The organism is Pseudomonas kairouanensis (assembly GCF_004682055.1).
Classification (GTDB): Bacteria; Pseudomonadota; Gammaproteobacteria; order Pseudomonadales; family Pseudomonadaceae; genus Aquipseudomonas; species Aquipseudomonas kairouanensis.
In genome coordinates this window covers 288,720-307,014 of the sequence record NZ_QUZU01000002.1, presented here as the reverse complement: position 1 = coordinate 307,014, position 18,295 = coordinate 288,720, and the positions used below count along the sequence as shown (strand labels likewise).

19 protein-coding genes are annotated in these 18,295 nt (G+C 61.5%); 15 read left to right on the top strand and 4 right to left on the bottom strand.

The genetic code is table 11. From position 1 onward, the window contains the following. Positions 1-17: 17 nt before the first annotated feature. Both leuD and leuC read right to left on the bottom strand, forming a co-directional pair. A complete protein-coding gene (gene leuD, locus DYL59_RS03850; protein ID WP_135287974.1) occupies positions 18-632 on the bottom strand; it encodes a 3-isopropylmalate dehydratase small subunit in 615 nt (204 codons plus the stop codon). Next, the gene (leuC, locus tag DYL59_RS03845; protein ID WP_135287973.1) at positions 629-2,047 is read right to left on the bottom strand and encodes a 3-isopropylmalate dehydratase large subunit; all 1,419 of its coding nucleotides are present in this window, start codon (positions 2,045-2,047) and stop codon (positions 629-631) included. Before leuC ends, leuD begins: the two co-directional genes overlap by 4 nt. A 274-nt stretch (positions 2,048-2,321) precedes the next feature. On the opposite strand from leuC, the gene DYL59_RS03840 reads away from it, so the two are divergent. From DYL59_RS03840 to DYL59_RS03805, 8 genes are read left to right on the top strand one after another with little or no spacing between them, the layout of a single operon-like run. After that, the gene (locus tag DYL59_RS03840; protein ID WP_135287972.1) at positions 2,322-3,524 is read left to right on the top strand and encodes a PepSY-associated TM helix domain-containing protein; all 1,203 of its coding nucleotides are present in this window, start codon (positions 2,322-2,324) and stop codon (positions 3,522-3,524) included. After that, positions 3,521-4,057, top strand: coding sequence for a thiamine pyrophosphate-binding protein (locus DYL59_RS03835; RefSeq protein ID WP_135287971.1), 537 nt, complete (start codon positions 3,521-3,523; stop codon positions 4,055-4,057). The genes DYL59_RS03840 and DYL59_RS03835 overlap by 4 nt, the downstream gene beginning before the upstream one ends. Then, positions 4,054-4,383, top strand: a complete 330-nt coding sequence (locus DYL59_RS03830) for a hypothetical protein (protein ID WP_135287970.1) — start codon at positions 4,054-4,056, stop codon at positions 4,381-4,383. The genes DYL59_RS03835 and DYL59_RS03830 overlap by 4 nt, the downstream gene beginning before the upstream one ends. After that, positions 4,380-4,940: a DUF6162 family protein gene (locus tag DYL59_RS03825; RefSeq protein ID WP_135287969.1), complete on the top strand. Its 561-nt coding sequence runs from the start codon at positions 4,380-4,382 to the stop codon at positions 4,938-4,940. Before DYL59_RS03830 ends, DYL59_RS03825 begins: the two co-directional genes overlap by 4 nt. A 19-nt stretch (positions 4,941-4,959) precedes the next feature. Continuing rightward, on the top strand, positions 4,960-5,880 hold the full coding sequence (locus DYL59_RS03820) for a metal ABC transporter substrate-binding protein (RefSeq protein ID WP_135287968.1): 921 nt from the start codon (positions 4,960-4,962) through the stop codon (positions 5,878-5,880). Beyond that, a complete protein-coding gene (locus DYL59_RS03815) occupies positions 5,877-6,623 on the top strand; it encodes a metal ABC transporter ATP-binding protein (protein ID WP_135287967.1) in 747 nt (248 codons plus the stop codon). The genes DYL59_RS03820 and DYL59_RS03815 overlap by 4 nt, the downstream gene beginning before the upstream one ends. Beyond that, positions 6,620-7,519: a metal ABC transporter permease gene (locus DYL59_RS03810; RefSeq protein WP_135287966.1), complete on the top strand. Its 900-nt coding sequence runs from the start codon at positions 6,620-6,622 to the stop codon at positions 7,517-7,519. The genes DYL59_RS03815 and DYL59_RS03810 overlap by 4 nt, the downstream gene beginning before the upstream one ends. Further along, the gene (locus DYL59_RS03805; RefSeq protein WP_135287982.1) at positions 7,519-8,490 is read left to right on the top strand and encodes a metal ABC transporter solute-binding protein, Zn/Mn family; all 972 of its coding nucleotides are present in this window, start codon (positions 7,519-7,521) and stop codon (positions 8,488-8,490) included. Before DYL59_RS03810 ends, DYL59_RS03805 begins: the two co-directional genes overlap by 1 nt. Here DYL59_RS03805 and DYL59_RS03800 read toward each other — a convergent pair. Continuing rightward, entirely contained in the window at positions 8,487-9,200 is a 714-nt protein-coding gene (locus DYL59_RS03800) for a UTRA domain-containing protein (protein ID WP_135287965.1), read from the bottom strand. The two genes, DYL59_RS03805 and DYL59_RS03800, sit on opposite strands and share 4 nt — an antisense overlap. 351 nt (positions 9,201-9,551) lie before the next feature. Between DYL59_RS03800 and DYL59_RS03795 the strand changes: the two genes are divergently transcribed. The 6 genes from DYL59_RS03795 to DYL59_RS03770 all read left to right on the top strand — a co-directional run bounded on the left by DYL59_RS03795 (position 9,552) and on the right by DYL59_RS03770 (position 14,913). After that, positions 9,552-10,628, top strand: a complete 1,077-nt coding sequence (locus DYL59_RS03795; RefSeq protein WP_135287964.1) for an ABC transporter substrate-binding protein — start codon at positions 9,552-9,554, stop codon at positions 10,626-10,628. A gap of 189 nt (positions 10,629-10,817) precedes the next feature. After that, complete coding sequence (locus DYL59_RS03790) at positions 10,818-11,624, top strand: alkaline phosphatase family protein (RefSeq protein ID WP_135287963.1); 807 nt, start codon at positions 10,818-10,820, stop codon at positions 11,622-11,624. Next, complete coding sequence (locus DYL59_RS03785; RefSeq protein WP_135287962.1) at positions 11,621-12,457, top strand: ABC transporter permease; 837 nt, start codon at positions 11,621-11,623, stop codon at positions 12,455-12,457. The genes DYL59_RS03790 and DYL59_RS03785 overlap by 4 nt, the downstream gene beginning before the upstream one ends. Then, the gene (locus tag DYL59_RS03780; protein ID WP_135287961.1) at positions 12,444-13,244 is read left to right on the top strand and encodes an ABC transporter permease; all 801 of its coding nucleotides are present in this window, start codon (positions 12,444-12,446) and stop codon (positions 13,242-13,244) included. Before DYL59_RS03785 ends, DYL59_RS03780 begins: the two co-directional genes overlap by 14 nt. Beyond that, entirely contained in the window at positions 13,241-14,230 is a 990-nt protein-coding gene (locus DYL59_RS03775; protein WP_135287960.1) for an ABC transporter ATP-binding protein, read from the top strand. Before DYL59_RS03780 ends, DYL59_RS03775 begins: the two co-directional genes overlap by 4 nt. A gap of 29 nt (positions 14,231-14,259) precedes the next feature. Then, the gene (locus DYL59_RS03770) at positions 14,260-14,913 is read left to right on the top strand and encodes an HAD family hydrolase (RefSeq protein WP_135287959.1); all 654 of its coding nucleotides are present in this window, start codon (positions 14,260-14,262) and stop codon (positions 14,911-14,913) included. 129 nt (positions 14,914-15,042) lie between these two features. Here the strand turns inward: DYL59_RS03770 and DYL59_RS03765 are convergent, their stop codons facing one another. After that, a complete protein-coding gene (locus DYL59_RS03765; RefSeq protein ID WP_135287958.1) occupies positions 15,043-16,005 on the bottom strand; it encodes a zinc-binding dehydrogenase in 963 nt (320 codons plus the stop codon). A 138-nt stretch (positions 16,006-16,143) separates the two neighbouring features. Here DYL59_RS03765 and DYL59_RS03760 point away from each other — a divergent pair, with 138 nt between their 5' ends. Next, positions 16,144-18,225, top strand: a complete 2,082-nt coding sequence (locus DYL59_RS03760; protein ID WP_193557530.1) for a carboxy terminal-processing peptidase — start codon at positions 16,144-16,146, stop codon at positions 18,223-18,225. Positions 18,226-18,295: the final 70 nt, after the last annotated feature.

Genomic DNA, 18,295 nt, shown 5'->3' with positions numbered 1-18,295 from the left:
TTGGGTTTTGCTATGAGTCAGTTGAGCCAGGGGTTGGTTAGCAAGTGCTGACGCTCGAACGCTTTGATCTGCTCACTGCGCTGCAAGGTGCTGCCAATCGCATCCAGCCCCAATAGCAACGCGGTCTTGCGCAGGGTATCGATTTGAAAAGGGATCACCTCGCCATCGGCCAAACCAATCACCTGTGTTTGCAGGTCCACACTGATCTGCGCCTGTTCCGGCTGGCTCACGGTCTGCCCCAGTTTCTGCAACACCGCCTCCTCCAACGTGATCAACAACACCCCGTTGCGCTGACAATTGTCATAGAAAATCCCGGCAAAGCTGCTGCCGATCAGCGCCCGAATGCCCATCTGCTTCAAGCCCCACACTGCGTGCTCGCGGCTGGAACCGCAGCCGAAGTTGGGCCCTACCACCATAAAGCTCGCGCCCTGCCAGGCCGGCTGGTTCAACACGAACGCGGGGTTGGGCTCACCGTTGGGTAAAAAGCGCAGGTCGAAGAACACCCCGCGGTCCAGGCCGCTGCGGTCGATGCCCTTGAGAAACTGCTTGGGCATGATCACGTCAGTGTCGATATTCGCCGCCAGCATCGGCGCGGCCTTGCCGGTAACTTGGGTGAAGGGTTGCAGGCTCATGGGCGGTCTCCAAAGTGGCGGATGTCGGTCAGGTGGCCGGTGATCGCGGCCGCCGCTACCATCGCCGGGCTCATCAGATGAGTGCGGGCACCCGCGCCCTGGCGGCCTTCGAAGTTGCGGTTGGTGCTGGACGCACAGCGGTCGCCGGGGGCCAGCACGTCGTCATTCATCGCCAGGCACATCGAGCAGCCTGACTGGCGCCACTCAAAGCCTGCGTCGATAAAAATCGCCGCCAGCCCTTCAGCTTCGGCCTGATCACGGACTTCGGTGGAGCCCGGCACGATCATCGCCCGTACGTGTTCGGCCACGCGCTTACCGCGCACCACACTGGCGGCGTCGCGCAGGTCTTCGATGCGGGCATTGGTGCAGGAGCCGATAAACGCATGGCTGATAGCGATATCCCTCAGCCGCATGCCGGCTTGCAGGCCCATGTAGTTGAGGGCGCGGCGCATGGCCTGGCGCAGGATCAAGTCGCTGATAGCCTGCGGGTCGGGTACGCGGGCGCCAATGGGTGCAGCCTGGTCGGGGCTGGTGCCCCAGGTGACCATGGGTTCCAGGGTGGTGGCGTCGAGGTGGACTTCGCGGTCGAACACCGCACCGGCATCCGAATACAACCGGCGCCAGCCCACCAGTGCTTGCTCCCATCGCTCGCCCTTGGGCGCGCGGGGCTTGCCCTTGAGGTAGGCGAAGACTTTTTCATCCGGCGCCATAAAGGCCCCTCGCGCACCGGCTTCCACCGCCATATTGCAGATGGTCATGCGCGCCTCGACGCTCAGTGCATCGATGGTGGAGCCGCAAAACTCGATGGCATAGCCGGTGGCCCCCGAAGCGCCGATCTGGCCGATCAGCGCCATGATCACATCCTTGGACGTCAGGCCTGAGGCCAGCGGCCCATCCACCGTGACCCGCAGGGTTTTCAGGCGTTTATACACCAGGGTCTGGGACGCCAGCAGGTGTTCGATCTCCGAGGTGCCAATGCCAAAACCGAATGCGCCCAGGGCGCCATAAGTGGTGGTGTGGCTGTCACCGGCAGCGATCACCATGCCCGGCAGGATAAACCCCTGCTCCGGTGCGATGACATGTTCGATGCCTTGGCGCTTGTCGAGGATATCCAGCAGCTCGATGCCGAAGTCCCGGCAGTTCTCGGCCAGGTACGACACCTGCCGCGCGCCGCCTGCATCGGGCATGGCCGCACTGCGCTGGGGCGTCGTGGGGTTTACATGGTCGACCACCGCCAGCGCCGTGCCAGGGCGCCATACCTCACGCCCGGCCTCGCGCAAGCCGCTGAAGGCCTGGGGGCTGGTGTATTCATTGATCACCTGGCGGTCTATATAAAGCAGCACATGGCCCTGGTCATCCAGGGGGCACACCGTGTGGGAATCGATGTGTTTGTCGTAGAGGGTTCTGGCGGTCATTGGTCTTGGGGCTCGCTCAACGGTTTGCGCCCATCCTACGCAGCCCGCCCCCGCCATCAATGGCGCCTGGGTGATGGCGTGGAACATGTTTCGTGTTCGATCCCGGCTTTGAACCGGTCGGAATGTGAACCTGAAACATTTTCTTTCATATCCAGGTTAGGGATTTCTCATTCTCATCCGTCTTAATTTAGATACAGCCCGTCGCGTCAGCAAAAGCTACGACCGGCCTTTTCCGGGCCTTCACTGCCCCCCTCCGATCAAGACCCGCATTCACATGTCGAAGAAGTCACGCTCAAAACTCTGGTTTCTCGTACACAGCTGGCTGGCATTGCCCATCTGGTTCTTCGTACTGATCGTCTGTTTCACCGGCACCCTGGCGGTGGTCAGCCAAGAAATCGTCTGGCTGGCCAACCCGGACATCCGTGCGAGCAAGCCCTCGGAGGATGCCGAACCGCTGAGCTTCGACCAGGTCATCGCCGCCATCAAGCGTGAAGACCCCAAGGTGATCGTGCGCTCGATCCTTCGCTCCGACGAATCGCATTTCGCCTTGACCGTACGCCTTACTTACCCCGACGGGCGCGCCATATCGGCCTACGCCAACCCTTACACCGGCACCATCCAGGGCATCAGCCCCTCGTTCGACTTCGAGCAATTCACCCGCGCCCTGCACGGCTGGTGGCTTGTACCGTTCACCAATGGCTACAGCTGGGGCTGGTACCTGGTGTCGCTGCTGGGCCTGCCGATGCTGGCTTCGCTGGTCACGGGCCTTGTGGTGTACAAGCGTTTCTGGAAAGGCTTCCTCAAGCCGACGCTGCGCGTGCGCCATGGCGCGCGGATCTTCTGGGGCGACTTTCACCGCCTGAGCGGCATCTGGTCGATCTGGTTTATCGCGGTCATTTCCATCACCGGCACCTGGTTCCTGATCCAGGCGATCCTGGGGGATAACCAGATTTCAATTTCCAGCGAGCCCGTGGTACCGGTCATTGCCCGGGAGAATGTGCCGATGTCCGCACCGGGCGTACCGGCACCGATGATCGGGCTGGATAAGGCGATTGAAATCGCCACCCAGCGCATCCCCGGGCTGGAAGCCAGCTATGTGTTCCTGCCCCTCAATGCCTACAGCCACCTGACGATTGGCGGCCGTGGCTGGTACCCACTGATGTTCCAGACCGCACAACTGAACCCGTATGACGGCGAGGTTGCGGTCTCGCACATGTTGTCTGATCGCACCGCCCTGGAGTTCGTCACCGAGTCCATGCGCCCATTGCACACCGGCGACTTTGGCGGCATCTGGATCAAACTGATCTGGGCGTTCTTCGGCCTGATCCTGAGCATGATGGTCTTGAGCGGCCTGCTGATCTGGACCAAACGCACCGCCCTGGCCAGCCTCCATGCGCTCAAGCGCAGCAACAAGGCACCGCGCCAGCCCGCCCCTATCCCTGCCCTGCAGGCTGAAACTTCGGAGGGCAACCCATGAGCAAGGTCGCCGCTGCTGCACCGTCGCCATTGCGGGCCTTTTGGCTCAAGTGGCGGTTCCACCTCAATATCCTACTGTTGCTGATACCGCTGGGGTTCATGCCCAAGTACTTCGCCGATGCCGCGCTGTTTCGTGGTGATACCGGCATCGGTGAGCGGGTGGCCGGTGAAGTGAAGGTCGGCCCCTGGAGCCTGACCCTCGCCGAGTTTCGCAACGAGGGCCCCACCCCCGACCCGGCCGGCCCGATGAAGTTCTTCAATGCGGCCCTGTGCGACGCCTGCGCCGATCAGGTCAAGGCCACTTACCTGCGTATCGGCAAGCCCCGCAGCCTGCGCGCCGCCGGGGTGATCTTCTTTGGCACACCGTACCGCATGGGCGCTGCCCTGCCGGTGCCCGAGCGCACCCCGGTGGACGCCCAAGTGTGGGTCACCATGGAAGGCTGGGACGGCACCATGCACCAGGGTTCCATCCCGCTGAGCCAGGCCTCGCCTGCCACTATTGCCTGGCTGAACAAGCAAGGAGTTAAACCATGACTTTGATGCGCCTGACGCGCGCCTGCGGCGTGCTGCTGATAACTGCCGGTTTGAGTAGCGTTGCCCTGGCCCACAACCCGATGTGCGAATGCAAGGAGATCGCCGGCGAGCAGATCCAGTGCACCGGCGGTTTCTCCGATGGCAGCGGCGCCCCCGGCGTGACCCTGGATGTGATCGGCTACGACGAAACCATCCTGGTGCCCGGCAAACTGGGCCAGGACTCCACACTGACCTTTAAGAAGCCCTCCGCCGAGTTCTACGTGCTGTTCGATGCAGGCCCCGGCCATGTGGTGGAAATCGACCAAGCGGACATCCAGCCGCAATGAGTACCACACAGGTTGTACGCCCCGCCGGTGCCGGGCACGAAACCCTCTACGTCCTGCTGCTGTGCCTGATCATCCTCGCCGTGGCGGGTTCGGTCATCGCGCTGCACGGTGAAACCCAGGAAGTCGCCGCCGTGCCCAGCCACCAACTGGATGCGCGCCGAGACTTGAGTGCCGCCGAGCAAGGTATCTACGCCGACCTGCGGGTGACCCTGGATGAGATCCAGTTGCTGCAGCAGGAACACAGCGGGTTGCCAACGCCTGAGCAACTGGCCCAAGAGGGTTTTGCACCGTTTGCCCAGGACGCCAGCTCGGTCAGCCGTGGCAACCACCGCTGGCAGGTAGTGGAACCTTCGGCCTACCTGGGCTTGAGCCAGGTACCCGCCACCAGCGGTTCATTGCTGATGCGCGTGCGGGGCGCCGAGCCGGATATCTGGCTCAACCGCAGCGCCAACCTGGCCGCCCCTTCCGACCTTTCTGACCAGGCGCTGATCGCAGCCGGCTGGCAGCAAGTGGTCGCGCAATTCGATGCCGGCGTCACTCGCCAGCACCGTCACTGAACGAGAAGACCGATTGCCCATGTCTATGTCATCGCCCCTGTTGCGCCTGTTGCTGGCTGGCCTGTTCAGCCTGATGTTCGCCCCCCTGGCGAACGCCGAGGCGGCTAAACGCCTGCGTATCGGCATCACCCTGCACCCTTACTACAGCTACGTGAGCAATATCGTCGGCGACAAGGCCGAAGTGGTGCCGCTGATTCCCGCAGGCTTCAACCCCCACGCCTACGAGCCGCGAGCCGACGACATCAAGCGCATCGGCAGCCTGGACGTGATCGTGCTCAACGGCGTCGGCCATGACGATTTCGCCGACCGCATGATCGCCACCAGCGAGCGCCCGGACATCCCGGTGATCGAAGCCAACGCCAACGTGCCGCTGCTGGCCGCCACCGGCAATGCCGCACGCGGCGCGGGCAAAGTGGTCAACCCACACACCTTCCTGTCGATCAGTGCGTCGATTGCCCAGGTCAACAACATCGCCCGCGAACTGGGCAAGCTCGACCCCGACAACGCCAAGACCTACACCCAGAACGCTCGCGCCTACGGCAAGCGCCTGCGCCAGATGCGGGCCGATGTCCTGGCCAAACTGACCAGCGCCCCCAACCCGGACCTGCGCGTGGCCACCGTGCACGCGGCCTACGACTACCTGCTGCGCGAGTTCGGCCTGGAAGTCACCGCCGTGGTCGAGCCGGCCCACGGCATCGAACCAAGCCCGAGCCAGTTGAAAAAAACCATCGACGAACTGCGCGCCCTGGACGTGAAGGTGATCTTCTCGGAGATGGATTTCCCATCCACTTACGTCGAGACCATCCAGCGTGAATCCGGGGTCAAGCTGTACCCGCTGTCGCACATTTCCTACGGTGAATACAGCCCCGAGAAGTACGAAGTGGAAATGACCGGCAACCTCAACACCGTGGTCCGGGCGATCCAGGAGTCGGGCGCATGACCGCAGCACAACGACTTGAAGTGGCCAGCGTCGGCCCGACGATCGAATTCGACAAGGTGTCCCTGACCCTGGGCCGCACGGCGATCCTCGATGGCGTGAGCTTCCAGGTAGCGCCGGGCAGTATCCATGCATTGGTCGGCCCCAATGGCGGCGGCAAAAGCTCATTGATCAAGACACTGCTGGGGCAAACGCCGCACCAGGGGCAATTGCGCCTGCACTGGCCGAGCACCGTGGGCACCGTCGGCTATGTGCCCCAGGCGCTGGAGTTCGACCGGGGCTTGCCGATGACCGTCGACGATTTCATGGCTGCCATGTGCCAGCGGCGCCCGGCGTTTCTGGGCCTGTCTAAACACTACGCCGCAGCCATTGGCGAGGCGCTGGAGCGGGTCGGCATGCAGGACAAGCGCAAGCGGCGCATGGGCGCGCTGTCCGGCGGCGAACGCCAGCGTGTATTGCTGGCCCAGGGCCTGATCCCCGCACCGCAATTGCTGGTGCTGGACGAACCGATGTCGGCCCTCGATGAAGCGGGCATCCAGGTGTTCGAACGCCTGCTCAACGACTGGCGCCTGGCCGGAATCACCGTGCTGTGGATCGAACACGACCTGGAAGCCGTGGGCCGCCTGGCTGACCGCGTCACTGGCCTGAACCGCCGTGTGCTGTTCGACGCTACGCCCAAGGAGGCGCTGACCCCGGATCGCCTGCTGACCCTGTTCTCCACTCACCCTCGGAGCCCGGCGCAATGAGCTACGAAGCGTTTCGCTTGATGGTCCAGGGCTGGGCCTCTTCCGGCTACCTGCCGGAGGCGCTGGCCTATGGTTTTGTAGTCAACGCCCTGCTCGCTGGCCTGTTGATCGGCCCGGTATTGGGCGGTTTGGGTACGCTGGTGGTGGTCAAGCGCTTTGCGTTTTTTTCCGAAGCCGTCGGCCATGCCGCACTCACCGGCGTGGCCGTGGGCATCCTGCTGGGCGAACCCTACACCGGGCCCTACGGCGCGCTGTTCGGCTACTGCCTGTTGTTCGGCATCCTGCTCAACTACCTGCGCAACCGCACGGGCCTGGCGCCCGACACCTTGATCGGCGTGTTCCTTTCGGTGTCCCTGGCGTTGGGTGCGAGCCTGCTGCTGATCCTGGCCGGCAAGATCAACGTGCATATCCTGGAAAACGTGCTGTTCGGCTCGGTACTGACGGTCAACGGCAATGACTTGCTGGTGCTGGCGATTGTCGGCTCGCTGGTGATGGCCCTGGCGTTGCCGCTGTACAACCGCATCATGCTCGCCAGCTTCAACCCGCAACTGGCGGCGGTGCGTGGCGTGGCGGTAAAGACCCTGGATTACCTGTTCGTGATCCTGGTGACGCTGATCACCGTGGCTGCGGTCAAGGTAATCGGCGCGATCCTGGTGGGCGCACTGCTGGTGATCCCGGCCGCGGCGGCACGCCTGTTGAGCCAGTCACTCAAGGGCTTCTTCTGGGTGTCGGTGGTGATCGCCACCGTCAGTACGCTGTGCGGGATCTTGCTGCCGATCATCTTCGACCTGCCCATTCCATCCGGTGCCGCGATCATCCTGATGGCCGGTATCGCGTTCGCCTTCGCTGCCATCGCGCGCGGCATTGTGCCCAGCCTCAAAGGGAATATTGGATGATGCGCCCCGTTTTTCGCCCACTGGCCTTAGGCCTCGCTTGCTGGATCAGTACATCGGCGTTGGCTGTCGATGGTTTTGCCGCCAATGATTTCAAAACCAACCATGGCCTGGGCCATGCGGCGCTGAGCAAGGCCAAGTCGATAAAGCCGGTCAAAGTGCTGGCCTCGTTGCCCATCACCTATGGTCTGGCCGAGGTGCTGCTCACGGGCACAAACGTGCAACTGGAACGCGCCGCACCGGCGAACCTGCCGGGCTCGCGGCAGGTTTCGTACTTCACCGGGCGTGGCGCACCGGCCCTCGGCAAGCTGGCCGTGGAGGCCGATGCAGCCATCGGCCTGCGCTCCCTGTGGCCGGATGACCCGCTGTACCCAGTGGCACGGCGCAGCAATATCCGCATCGTCGAAGTCGACGCCGCACGCCCGGTGGACGGTGGTTTGCCGGGTATCGCCGTGCAGCCGGGGGTCGCCGATGGCCTGAACAGCCAGCCATGGCAGTCGAGCAACAACATGGGACGCATGGCCGATGTGCTGGCCGCCGACCTGAGCCGCCTCGCCCCCGACGCCAAGCCGAAGATCGACGCCAACCTCGCCGCCCTCAAACAGCGCCTGCTCAAGCTCACTGCCGACAGCGAAGCGCGACTGGCCAAGGCGGACACCCTTACGGTGGTCAGCTTGAGCGATCACTTCGCTTACCTGGTGAGCAGCTTGAACCTGGAAGTGGTCAGCACCGATGCACGGCCGGATGCCGACTGGACGAGCGAGGACTTGCAGAAACTGAGTACCGAACTGAAGGACAACGAGGTGGCCGTGGTGCTGCACCATCGCCAGCCGAGTGACGCCGTGAAAGCCGCAGTGGCCGCCGGCGGTTCACAGTTGCTCGTGTTGAACGTCGATGGCGCCGACCCGGTGACAGAACTGGAAACCAACGTAGCTCAGGTGATCAAGGCGCTCACGCCCTCGCCACAAGGCTAGATGACATCCACGCCGACGTGGATGGCGTCGTGCCGCCAGAACTCCAGGTCGCAATCGATCAGGCGCTGATGCTGGTCATAGTTGACCCGGGCGATGCGCAAGCCGGGGCTGCCCACCGACACGCGCAGGGCGCCAGCGGCCTCCACCGGCAATGAGGTGGGCACGATCTCGAAGCGCACCCGCCCGTAATGCAAGTCGTACTTGCGGGCATAGAGTTCGGTCATCGACTGGTTCAAATCGCACTCAAGAATCCCCGGAAAGTACTGCGGGTTCAGGTAATGCTCCACGTACAACACCAGCCGCCCATCGATGCGCCGGCCCCGGCAGATCTGGATCACGCTGGACAACGCCGGCAACTGCAACCATGCACACACCGCCGCCGACGCCGGTTGCAGCCGCGCCGAGATCACCTCGGTGGACGCCACCCGCCCCTGGTCGCTGACCATCGCGTGAAAGTGGCTGCGCTGCATCAGGTTGTAGGCCAACCGCGGCGGCGAGACAAACCAGCCGCGGCGCTCCTCGCGATAGATCTGCCCTTGGGCCTCCAGTTGTAACAAGGCTTCCCGCACAGTAATTCGAGTGGTACCAAACAACTCGCTGAGCTTGCGCTCGGCGGGCAGTTTGCTTGCAGGCGGCAGCAGGCCATGGTCGATCTGCTCTTGCAGCGCCAGGCCGATGGAGGTTACCGCCTTGATTGCCTCATCACGCATCAATGTTACCTATCTGGACTAGACCAGCACCGATCAGGTGCACAAACCGCTCCGTAATTGGGCTTGCGCGACTGCTTGCCAGCCTAGGCATTGCAGATGACCGACAGATGACAGTCCATGTCGATCGCCCGCAGAACACCCTGCAATACATCGGCCAAGTCCAGGCGCTGCGGGCGCTTGAGCATGGTCTACGCTCACTCTGGGGCTTGCGACATCAGCGATTTAAAAACGACATCGACACGAAACTGTCATCCATCGAGCCTAGATTGGCTCAGGTATTGCTGACCTAGACCAACACCACCGCAAACGTTCATAAAAACGCCGCGTTGATAACGCCCATAGGAGCTTCGGATGAAACAGCTTTTCCTGGCATCACTGTTAGGCTCGACCATTGCCATGTGCACCGCCGCCATGGCCGCTGATACCGATCTAAAAACCCTGGAAGCTGCCGCCAAGGCAGAAGGCGCCGTAAACAGCGTCGGCATGCCCGATGACTGGGCCAACTGGAAAGGCACCTGGGAAGACCTGGCCAAGACCTATGGCCTCAAGCACATCGACACCGACATGAGCTCGGCCCAGGAAATCGCCAAGTTCAAAGCGGAAAAAGACAACGCCAGTGCGGATATCGGCGATGTGGGCGCGGCGTTCGGGCCGATTGCGGTGAAGCAGGACGTGACCCAGCCTTACAAGCCGTCCACCTGGGCCCAGGTGCCGGATTGGGCAAAAGACAAAGACGGTCATTGGGCCCTGGCCTACACCGGTACCATTGCGTTTATCGTCAACAAAAAGCTGCTGCATGGCTCCGAAGTGCCGACCAGCTGGGCTGACCTGCAATCGGGCAAATACAAAGTGTCTGTCGGTGACGTGAGTACCGCTGCCCAAGCGTCCAACGCCGTACTGGCCGCAGCCATCGCCAACAAGGGCGATGAAAAGAACATCGCCCCAGGCCTGCAGTTTTTCACCAAGATCGCCCAGCAAGGTCGCCTGTCGCTGTCCAACCCGACCATCGCCACCATGGAAAAAGGCGAAGTCGAAGTGGGCATCGTCTGGGACTTCAACGGCTTGAGCTACAAAGCCAAGATGGCCAACCCGGATGACTACGTGGTGCTGATCCCATCGGACGGCTCGGTGAAATCCGGCTACACCACCATCATCAACAAATACGCCAAGCACCCCAACGCCGCCAAGCTGACCCGCGAATACATCTTCAGCGACGCTGGCCAGATCAATCTTGCAAAGGGCAATGCCCGCCCTATCCGCGCTGAAACCGACCTGAAACTGCCAGCCGATATCGCCAAGAACCTGATTCCAGGTGAGCAGTACACCAAGGCCAACCCGCAGCCGATCAAGGACGCCGATGCCTGGGAAGCGACCTCCAAGAAGCTGCCTCAGTTGTGGAACGAGCAGGTCATCGTAGAGATGAAGTAAGGCTATTTCCCACATTGGAAATCCACTGGAAATCCAATGTGGGAGGGGGCTTGCTCCCGATGGCGGTGGATCAGTCAATGAATGTGTTGAATGACACACTGCTATCGGGAGCAAGCCCCCTCCCACACTTGATCCCTGTTTCTCCACACAAAGAGATTCAAGTCCATCCGTTGCGGAGCACCTCCCCCCATGAAGCACAACGTCATCCTTGTGGTGCTCGACGGCCTGAACTTCGAGGTTGCGAGGCTCGCCATGGGGCACTTGCAGGCCTATGTCGGCGCAGGACGCGCAGCCCTGTACAAACTGGAATGTGAACTGCCCGCCCTGTCCCGCCCGCTGTATGAATGCATCCTTACCGGCGTGCCACCGATCCAGAGCGGCATCGTGCACAACAACGTTTCGCGCCTGTCCAACCAGCGCAGTATTTTCCATTACGCCACCGACGCGGGCCTCACGACAGCGGCGGCGGCCTACCACTGGGTGAGCGAGTTGTATAACCGCACGCCCTTCCTCGCCGCGCGGGATCGTCATACCCACGACCAGACGCTGGCGATCCAGCATGGGCATTTCTACTGGAATGACCACTACCCCGATTCCCACCTGTTCGCCGATGCCGAAAGCCTGCGCCTCAAGCACGCGCCAAACTTTCTGGTAGTCCACCCGATGAACATCGACGACGCCGGCCACAAGCATGGCCTCGACACCCCGCAATACCGCAACAGCGCACGCTCGGCCGATATCATCCTGGCCGATTACCTGCAAGCCTGGCTCGACGCGGGCTATCAGGTGTTGGTAACCGCCGACCACGGCATGAACAACGACCGCTCCCACAACGGCCTGCTGCCCGAAGAACGTGAAGTGCCGCTGTTCGTACTTGGCGACGCCTTCAGCCTGGACCTAAAAGCCACGCCCAAACAGACCGACCTGTGCGGCACCGTCTGCGAACTGCTGGGCGTGCCCCACGACAAACCTGTATGCCGGGAGCTGTTGAAATGACCCGTGGTAAATGGCTGGCACTCCTGTGCCTGGTGCCGTTCGCGTTGTTCTTCATCGTGTTCGAAATTGCCCCACTGGTATGGGTGCTGATCAACAGCCTGCAAACCGAAGAGGCCGGCTGGGGGCTGGAAAACTTCACGCGCATCTTCAGTTCGAAGTTCTACCTGCAAGCCATTCAGTTCAGTTTGGAGATCAGTTTCTACTCCAGTATTTTCGGCATCATCATCGCCACCTTGGGCAGCTATTCCCTGCGCCGGGTGGATTCGCCGCTGCGCAATTTCGTCACCGCCTTTGCCAATATGACCAGCAACTTTGCCGGTGTGCCACTGGCCTTTGCCTTCATCATTCTGCTGGGGTTCAACGGCAGCATCACCATCATGCTCAAGCAGGCGGGGATCATTGAGGACTTCAACCTCTACTCCAAGACCGGGCTGATCATTCTCTATACCTACTTCCAGATCCCCCTCGGCGTGCTGCTGCTCTACCCGGCTTTCGATGCCTTGCGCGAAGACTGGCGCGAGTCGGCCGCGCTGCTGGGCGCCAATGGCTGGCAGTTCTGGCGGCATATCGGCCTGCCGGTGCTTACACCGGCGCTGCTGGGCACCTTCGTGATCCTGCTGGCCAATGCGCTGGGGGCCTACGCCACGGTGTATGCGCTGACCACCGGCAATTTCAACGTGCTGCCGATCCGCATCGCAGGCCTGGTCTCCGGGGATGTGTCCCTCGACCCGAACATGGCCAGTGCCCTGGCCGTGGTGCTGGTGGCGCTGATGACCGTGGTCACCGTGGTCCATCAATTGCTGCTCAAGAGGAGCTACCATGTCTCGCGCTGAAGCCGGCCCGGCCTCCCTCTACCATCGGGTAGTGGTCTACGTGTTGTTTGCGATCCTGGTGCTGCCGCTGGTGGGCACCTTTGTCTACTCCATTGCCAGCAGTTGGTCGGCGACCATCCTGCCCGCAGGCTTTACCGTGAAGTGGTATGCGCAACTGTGGAGCGACCCACGCTTTCTGATGGCCTTCGGGCAGTCGTTGCTGGTGTGCGTCGGCGCGCTGGTGCTGTCGGTAGTATTGATTCTGCCGCTGCTGTTCGTGGTGCATTACCACTTCCCCAAGCTCGATGCGCTGATGAACATCCTGATCCTGCTGCCCTTTGCGGTGCCGCCGGTGGTGTCGTCCGTTGGGCTGCTGCAACTCTATGGTTCCGGGCCATTTGCGATGGTGGGCACGCCGTGGATTTTGATCGGTTGCTACTTCACCGTGGCGTTGCCGTTCATGTACCGGGCGATCACCAACAACCTGCAAGCCATCAACTTGCGCGACCTGATGGACGCCTCCCAGTTGCTCGGCGCCAGCACCTGGCAAGCGGCGATCCTGGTGGTGCTGCCGAACCTGCGTAAAGGCTTGATGGTGGCGCTGCTGCTGTCGTTCTCGTTCCTGTTTGGTGAGTTCGTGTTTGCCAACATCCTGGTGGGCACCCGCTACGAAACCCTGCAGGTGTACCTCAACAACATGCGCAACAGCAGCGGCCACTTCACCAGTGCCGTCGTGATCTCCTACTTCTTCTTTGTGCTGGTGCTGACCTGGGCCGCCAATATCTTGAACAAGGACAAAAGCCAATGAGCTTCGTCAGCGTCCAACACCTGCAAAAAGGCTACGCCGGCACCCCGGTGTTCAGTGATATCAACTGCGAGATCGCCAAGGGTGAGTTCGTGACCCTGCTCGGTCCTTCGGGCTGCGGCAAGTCCACCCTGCTGCGCTGCATTGCCGGGCTGACCTCGGTGGACAGTGGGAAGATTCTGCTGGACGGGCAGGACATCGTCCCACTGAGCCCCCAGAAACGAAACATCGGCATGGTGTTCCAGAGCTATGCCCTGTTCCCCAACATGACGGTAGAGCAGAACGTCGCCTTCGGCCTGCGCATGCAAAAGGTCAACGCCGACGACAGCCACAAACGCGTGCAAGAAGTCCTGCAGCTAGTCGAGCTCAAGGACCTGGCCGGCCGTTATCCGCACCAGATGTCCGGCGGCCAATGCCAGCGCGTAGCCCTGGCCCGCTCCCTGGTGACGCGCCCGCGCCTGTTGCTGCTCGATGAACCCTTGTCGGCCCTGGATGCGCGCATTCGCAAACACCTGCGCGAACAGATCCGCCAGATCCAGCGCGAGCTGGGGCTGACCACGATCTTCGTGACCCATGACCAGGAAGAAGCGCTGACCATGAGTGACCGCATCTTCCTGATGAACCAGGGCAAGATCGTGCAGAGCGGCGACGCCGAGACGCTCTACACCGCGCCGGTGGATGTATTCGCCGCCGGCTTTATCGGCAACTACAACCTGCTGGACGCCGACAAGGCCAGCCAACTGCTGCAGCGCCCCATCAGCAGTCGCATCGCCATTCGCCCCGAAGCCATCGAACTGAGCCGCAATGGCGAGTTGGACGCCCTGGTGCGCAGCCACAGCCTGTTGGGCAATGTGATCCGCTACCGCATCGAAGCCCGCGGCGTGGAGCTGGTGGTGGATGTGCTCAACCGTTCGGCCGACGACCTGCACGCAGATGGCCAGCGCCTGGCACTTTCCATCGACCCAAGCGCCCTGTGTGAAGTAGCCTGACGCAACGTTTTAATGAGAGAGCCTGACCGATGGCATTGGTAATTTTTGATCTGGACGACACCCTTATCCACGGTGACTGCGCCACCCTGTGGAGCGAGCAGATGGGCCGCCTGGGCTGGGTCGACCCCGAGTCGTTCATGCGCAAGAACAATGAACTGATGGACGCCTACAGCCAGGGCAAGCTGAAGATGGAAGACTTCATGGACTTCAGCCTGGAACCGATGATCGGCCGCACCCCGGAGGAGATCGACCACCTGGTGGAGCCGTGGGTCGAGGACGTGATCGAGCCGCTGATCTACAGCGACGCCACCAAGACCATTGCCCGCCACCGGGCCAACGGTGACCGGATCCTGGTGATCTCGGCGTCGGGTGCGCACTTGGTCAAGCCGATTGCGGCGCGCATCGGCATCGATGAAGTGCTGGGGATTGAGCTGGAGGTCAGCCATGGCGTGTACAGCGGGCGTACCGTGGGCGTCCTGACCTACCGCGAAGGCAAGATCACGCGGTTGCTGGAGTGGCTGGAGCAGGAAGGCGAGACGTTGGAGGGGGCGTACTTTTACTCGGATTCGCGCAATGACTTGCCATTGCTGTTGAAGGTGGATCATCCGCAGGTGGTGAATCCGGATCCGGTATTGCGGGCGCATGCTGAACAGGCAGGTTGGCCGATCCACCACTGGATCTGATTCAACCTGATTCAAAATGTGGGAGGGGGCTTGCTCCCGATAGCAGTGTGTCAGATGAAACATTCTTCACTGTCACACCGCTATCGGGGGCAAGCCCCCTCCCACATTTGACCCCATTTCAAATTGGAATCAGCTCAGGCTTTCGTCGATCACCAACACTAACTTCCCGCTGATCTGATTGGTCGCCAACTCCGCAAACGCCAATTCGGCATCCTTGATCGCAAAGGTCTTGGCCAGTTGCGGGCTCAGGCGGCCCTCCACGAACAACGGCCACACATGCTGGCTCAGATCACTGAGCAAATCGGCCTTGAACTGATCACTACGACTGCGCAAGGTCGAGCCCAGCAACTGGATGCGCTTGCCCAGCACCTGCGCCAGGTCCAGCTTGGCCTCGCGCCCGCCCATCAAACCGATCAACACCCAACGACCGTCCAAGGCCAGCAGCTTGAGGTCCAGGGCTGCATAGTCGCCGCCCACCGGGTCGAGGATCACATCGAAGGGCCCAAAATCCCGCAGCGCCTCGATGCCATCGGTGCGTACCACACCACCCTGGGCGCCCAGTTCTTCACAGTACGCCAGGCGCTCTGCCGAGCCGACGCTGACCCAGCACGGGCTGCCAAACGCCTTGCACAGCTGGATCGCCGCCGAGCCCACGCCACTGGCGCCGGCATGCAGCAACACCTTCTCACCCGGCTTCAGACCTGCCAGTTGAAACAGATTGAGCCACGCCGTGCTGTACACCTCAGGCAGCGCCGCCGCTTCGATCAGCGACAAGCCTTCCGGTACTGGCAGCACATGACGCGCATCCACCACCACCTCTTCGGCCATGCCACCGCCGGCCAGCAAGGCGCAGACGCGGTCGCCGACCTGCCAGGATGAACCGGCACCCACTTCGCTGATCACCCCGGAACATTCCAGGCCCAGCACAGGGCTGGCGCCCGGTGGCGGCGGGTAGAGGCCAGCGCGCTGTAATAAATCAGCGCGATTGAGGCCCGCAGCCGCCACACGGATGCGAACTTGGCCTACATCACATGTAGGACTGGCTTCATCCAACCACTCCACATGACCGTCAACGCCTTGCAATGCTTTCACAGTGCCTCCATAGTGAGTCTGGACTGAGCCCGTAGCTGTATCGCCGGGCTTTTTGCATTATGCGACCGGACCATATGGAACCGGCTCCCTCAAAGACGGCCTAATATGCGTTATCAATTGCCCCCGCGTCGAATCAGCATGAAGCATTTGTTCCCCAGCACCGCCCTCGCTCTTTTCATTGGTCTCGGCTTCGCGTCGATGTCGACCAATACGTTCGCAGCCAACAGCTGGGACAACCTTCAGCCGGATCGCGATGAGGTGATTGCCAGCCTTAACGTCGTCGAGTTGCTCAAGCGTCATCACTACAGCAAGCCGCCGCTGGACGACGCGCGCTCGGTGATCATCTACGACAGCTACCTCAAGCTGCTGGATCCCTCGCGCAGCTACTTCCTGGCCAGCGACATCGCCGAGTTCGACAAGTGGAAGACCCAGTTCGACGACTTCCTCAAGAGCGGCGACCTGCAGCCTGGCTTCACCATCTACAAGCGCTACCTGGACCGCGTCAAAGCGCGTCTGGATTTCGCCTTGGCTGAGCTGAACAAAGGCGTCGACAAGCTCGACTTCACCGAGAAGGAAACCCTTCTGGTGGACCGCAAGGACGCCCCTTGGCTGACCAGCACCACAGCCCTTGACGACCTGTGGCGCAAACGCGTCAAGGACGAAGTACTGCGCCTGAAGATCGCCGGCAAAGAGCCCAAGGCCATCCAGGAACTGCTGACCAAGCGCTACAAGAACCAACTGGCGCGCCTGGACCAGACCCGTGCCGAAGATATCTTCCAGGCCTACATCAACACCTTCGCGATGTCCTACGACCCGCACACCAATTATCTGTCACCAGATAACGCGGAAAACTTCGATATCAACATGAGTCTGTCCCTGGAAGGCATCGGTGCCGTCCTGCAAAGCGACAACGACCAGGTCAAGATTGTGCGCCTGGTGCCGGCAGGTCCGGCGGACAAGACCAAGCAGGTTGCCCCGGCCGACAAGATCATCGGCGTGGCCCAGGCCGACAAAGAGATGGTCGATGTGGTGGGCTGGCGTCTGGACGAAGTGGTCAAGCTGATCCGTGGCCCTAAAGGCAGCGTAGTGCGCCTGGAAGTGATCCCACACACCAATGCGCCCAACGACCAGACCAGCAAGATCGTGTCCATCACCCGTGAAGCGGTGAAGCTCGAAGACCAGGCTGTGCAGAAGAAAGTCCTCAACCTCAAGCAGGATGGCAAGGACTACAAGCTGGGCGTGATTGAAATCCCGGCCTTCTACCTGGACTTCAAGGCCTTCCGCGCTGGCGACCCCGACTACAAGTCCACCACCCGCGACGTTAAGAAAATCCTGACAGAACTGCAGAAGGAAAAAGTCGACGGCGTGGTCATCGACCTGCGCAACAACGGCGGCGGCTCCCTGCAGGAAGCCACCGAGCTGACCAGCCTGTTTATCGACAAGGGTCCGACCGTGTTGGTACGCAACGCTGACGGCCGTGTGGACGTGCTGGAAGACGAGAACCCGGGCGCCTTCTACAAAGGCCCGATGGCGTTGCTGGTCAACCGCCTCTCGGCCTCGGCCTCGGAGATTTTCGCCGGCGCCATGCAGGACTACCACCGCGCGTTGATCATCGGCGGCCAGACCTTCGGCAAAGGCACCGTGCAGACCATCCAGCCGCTGAACCATGGCGAACTCAAGCTGACGCTGGCCAAGTTCTACCGGGTTTCCGGGCAGAGCACCCAGCACCAGGGCGTACTGCCGGACATCGATTTCCCGTCGATCATCGACACCAAGGAAATCGGCGAGAGCGCCCTGCCCGAAGCCATGCCGTGGGACACCATCCGCCCTGCAATCAAGCCGGCGTCGGATCCGTTCAAGCCATTCCTGGCGCAGTTGAAGGCTGACCATGACACCCGCTCCGCCAAGGATGCCGAGTTCGTGTTTATCCGAGACAAGCTGGCCCTGGCCAAGAAACTGATGGAAGAAAAATCCGTCAGCCTCAACGAAGTGGATCGTCGCAAACAGCACGCCGACATCGAGAATCAGCAACTGGTGCTGGAGAACACCCGCCGCAAGGCCAAGGGTGAGGACCCACTCAAGGAGCTGAAGAAGGAAGACGAAGACGCGCTGCCGACCGAAGCTGACAAAACCAAGCCGGAAGATGACGCCTACCTGGCCGAGACCGGCCGGATCCTGCTGGACTACCTGAAAATCACCAAGCAGGTAGCCAAGCAGTAAATGATGGCGATTTAATGTGACCGCTACGCAAGCTGTCATCATATAGACATCATTCTGTCGTGAAATGAAG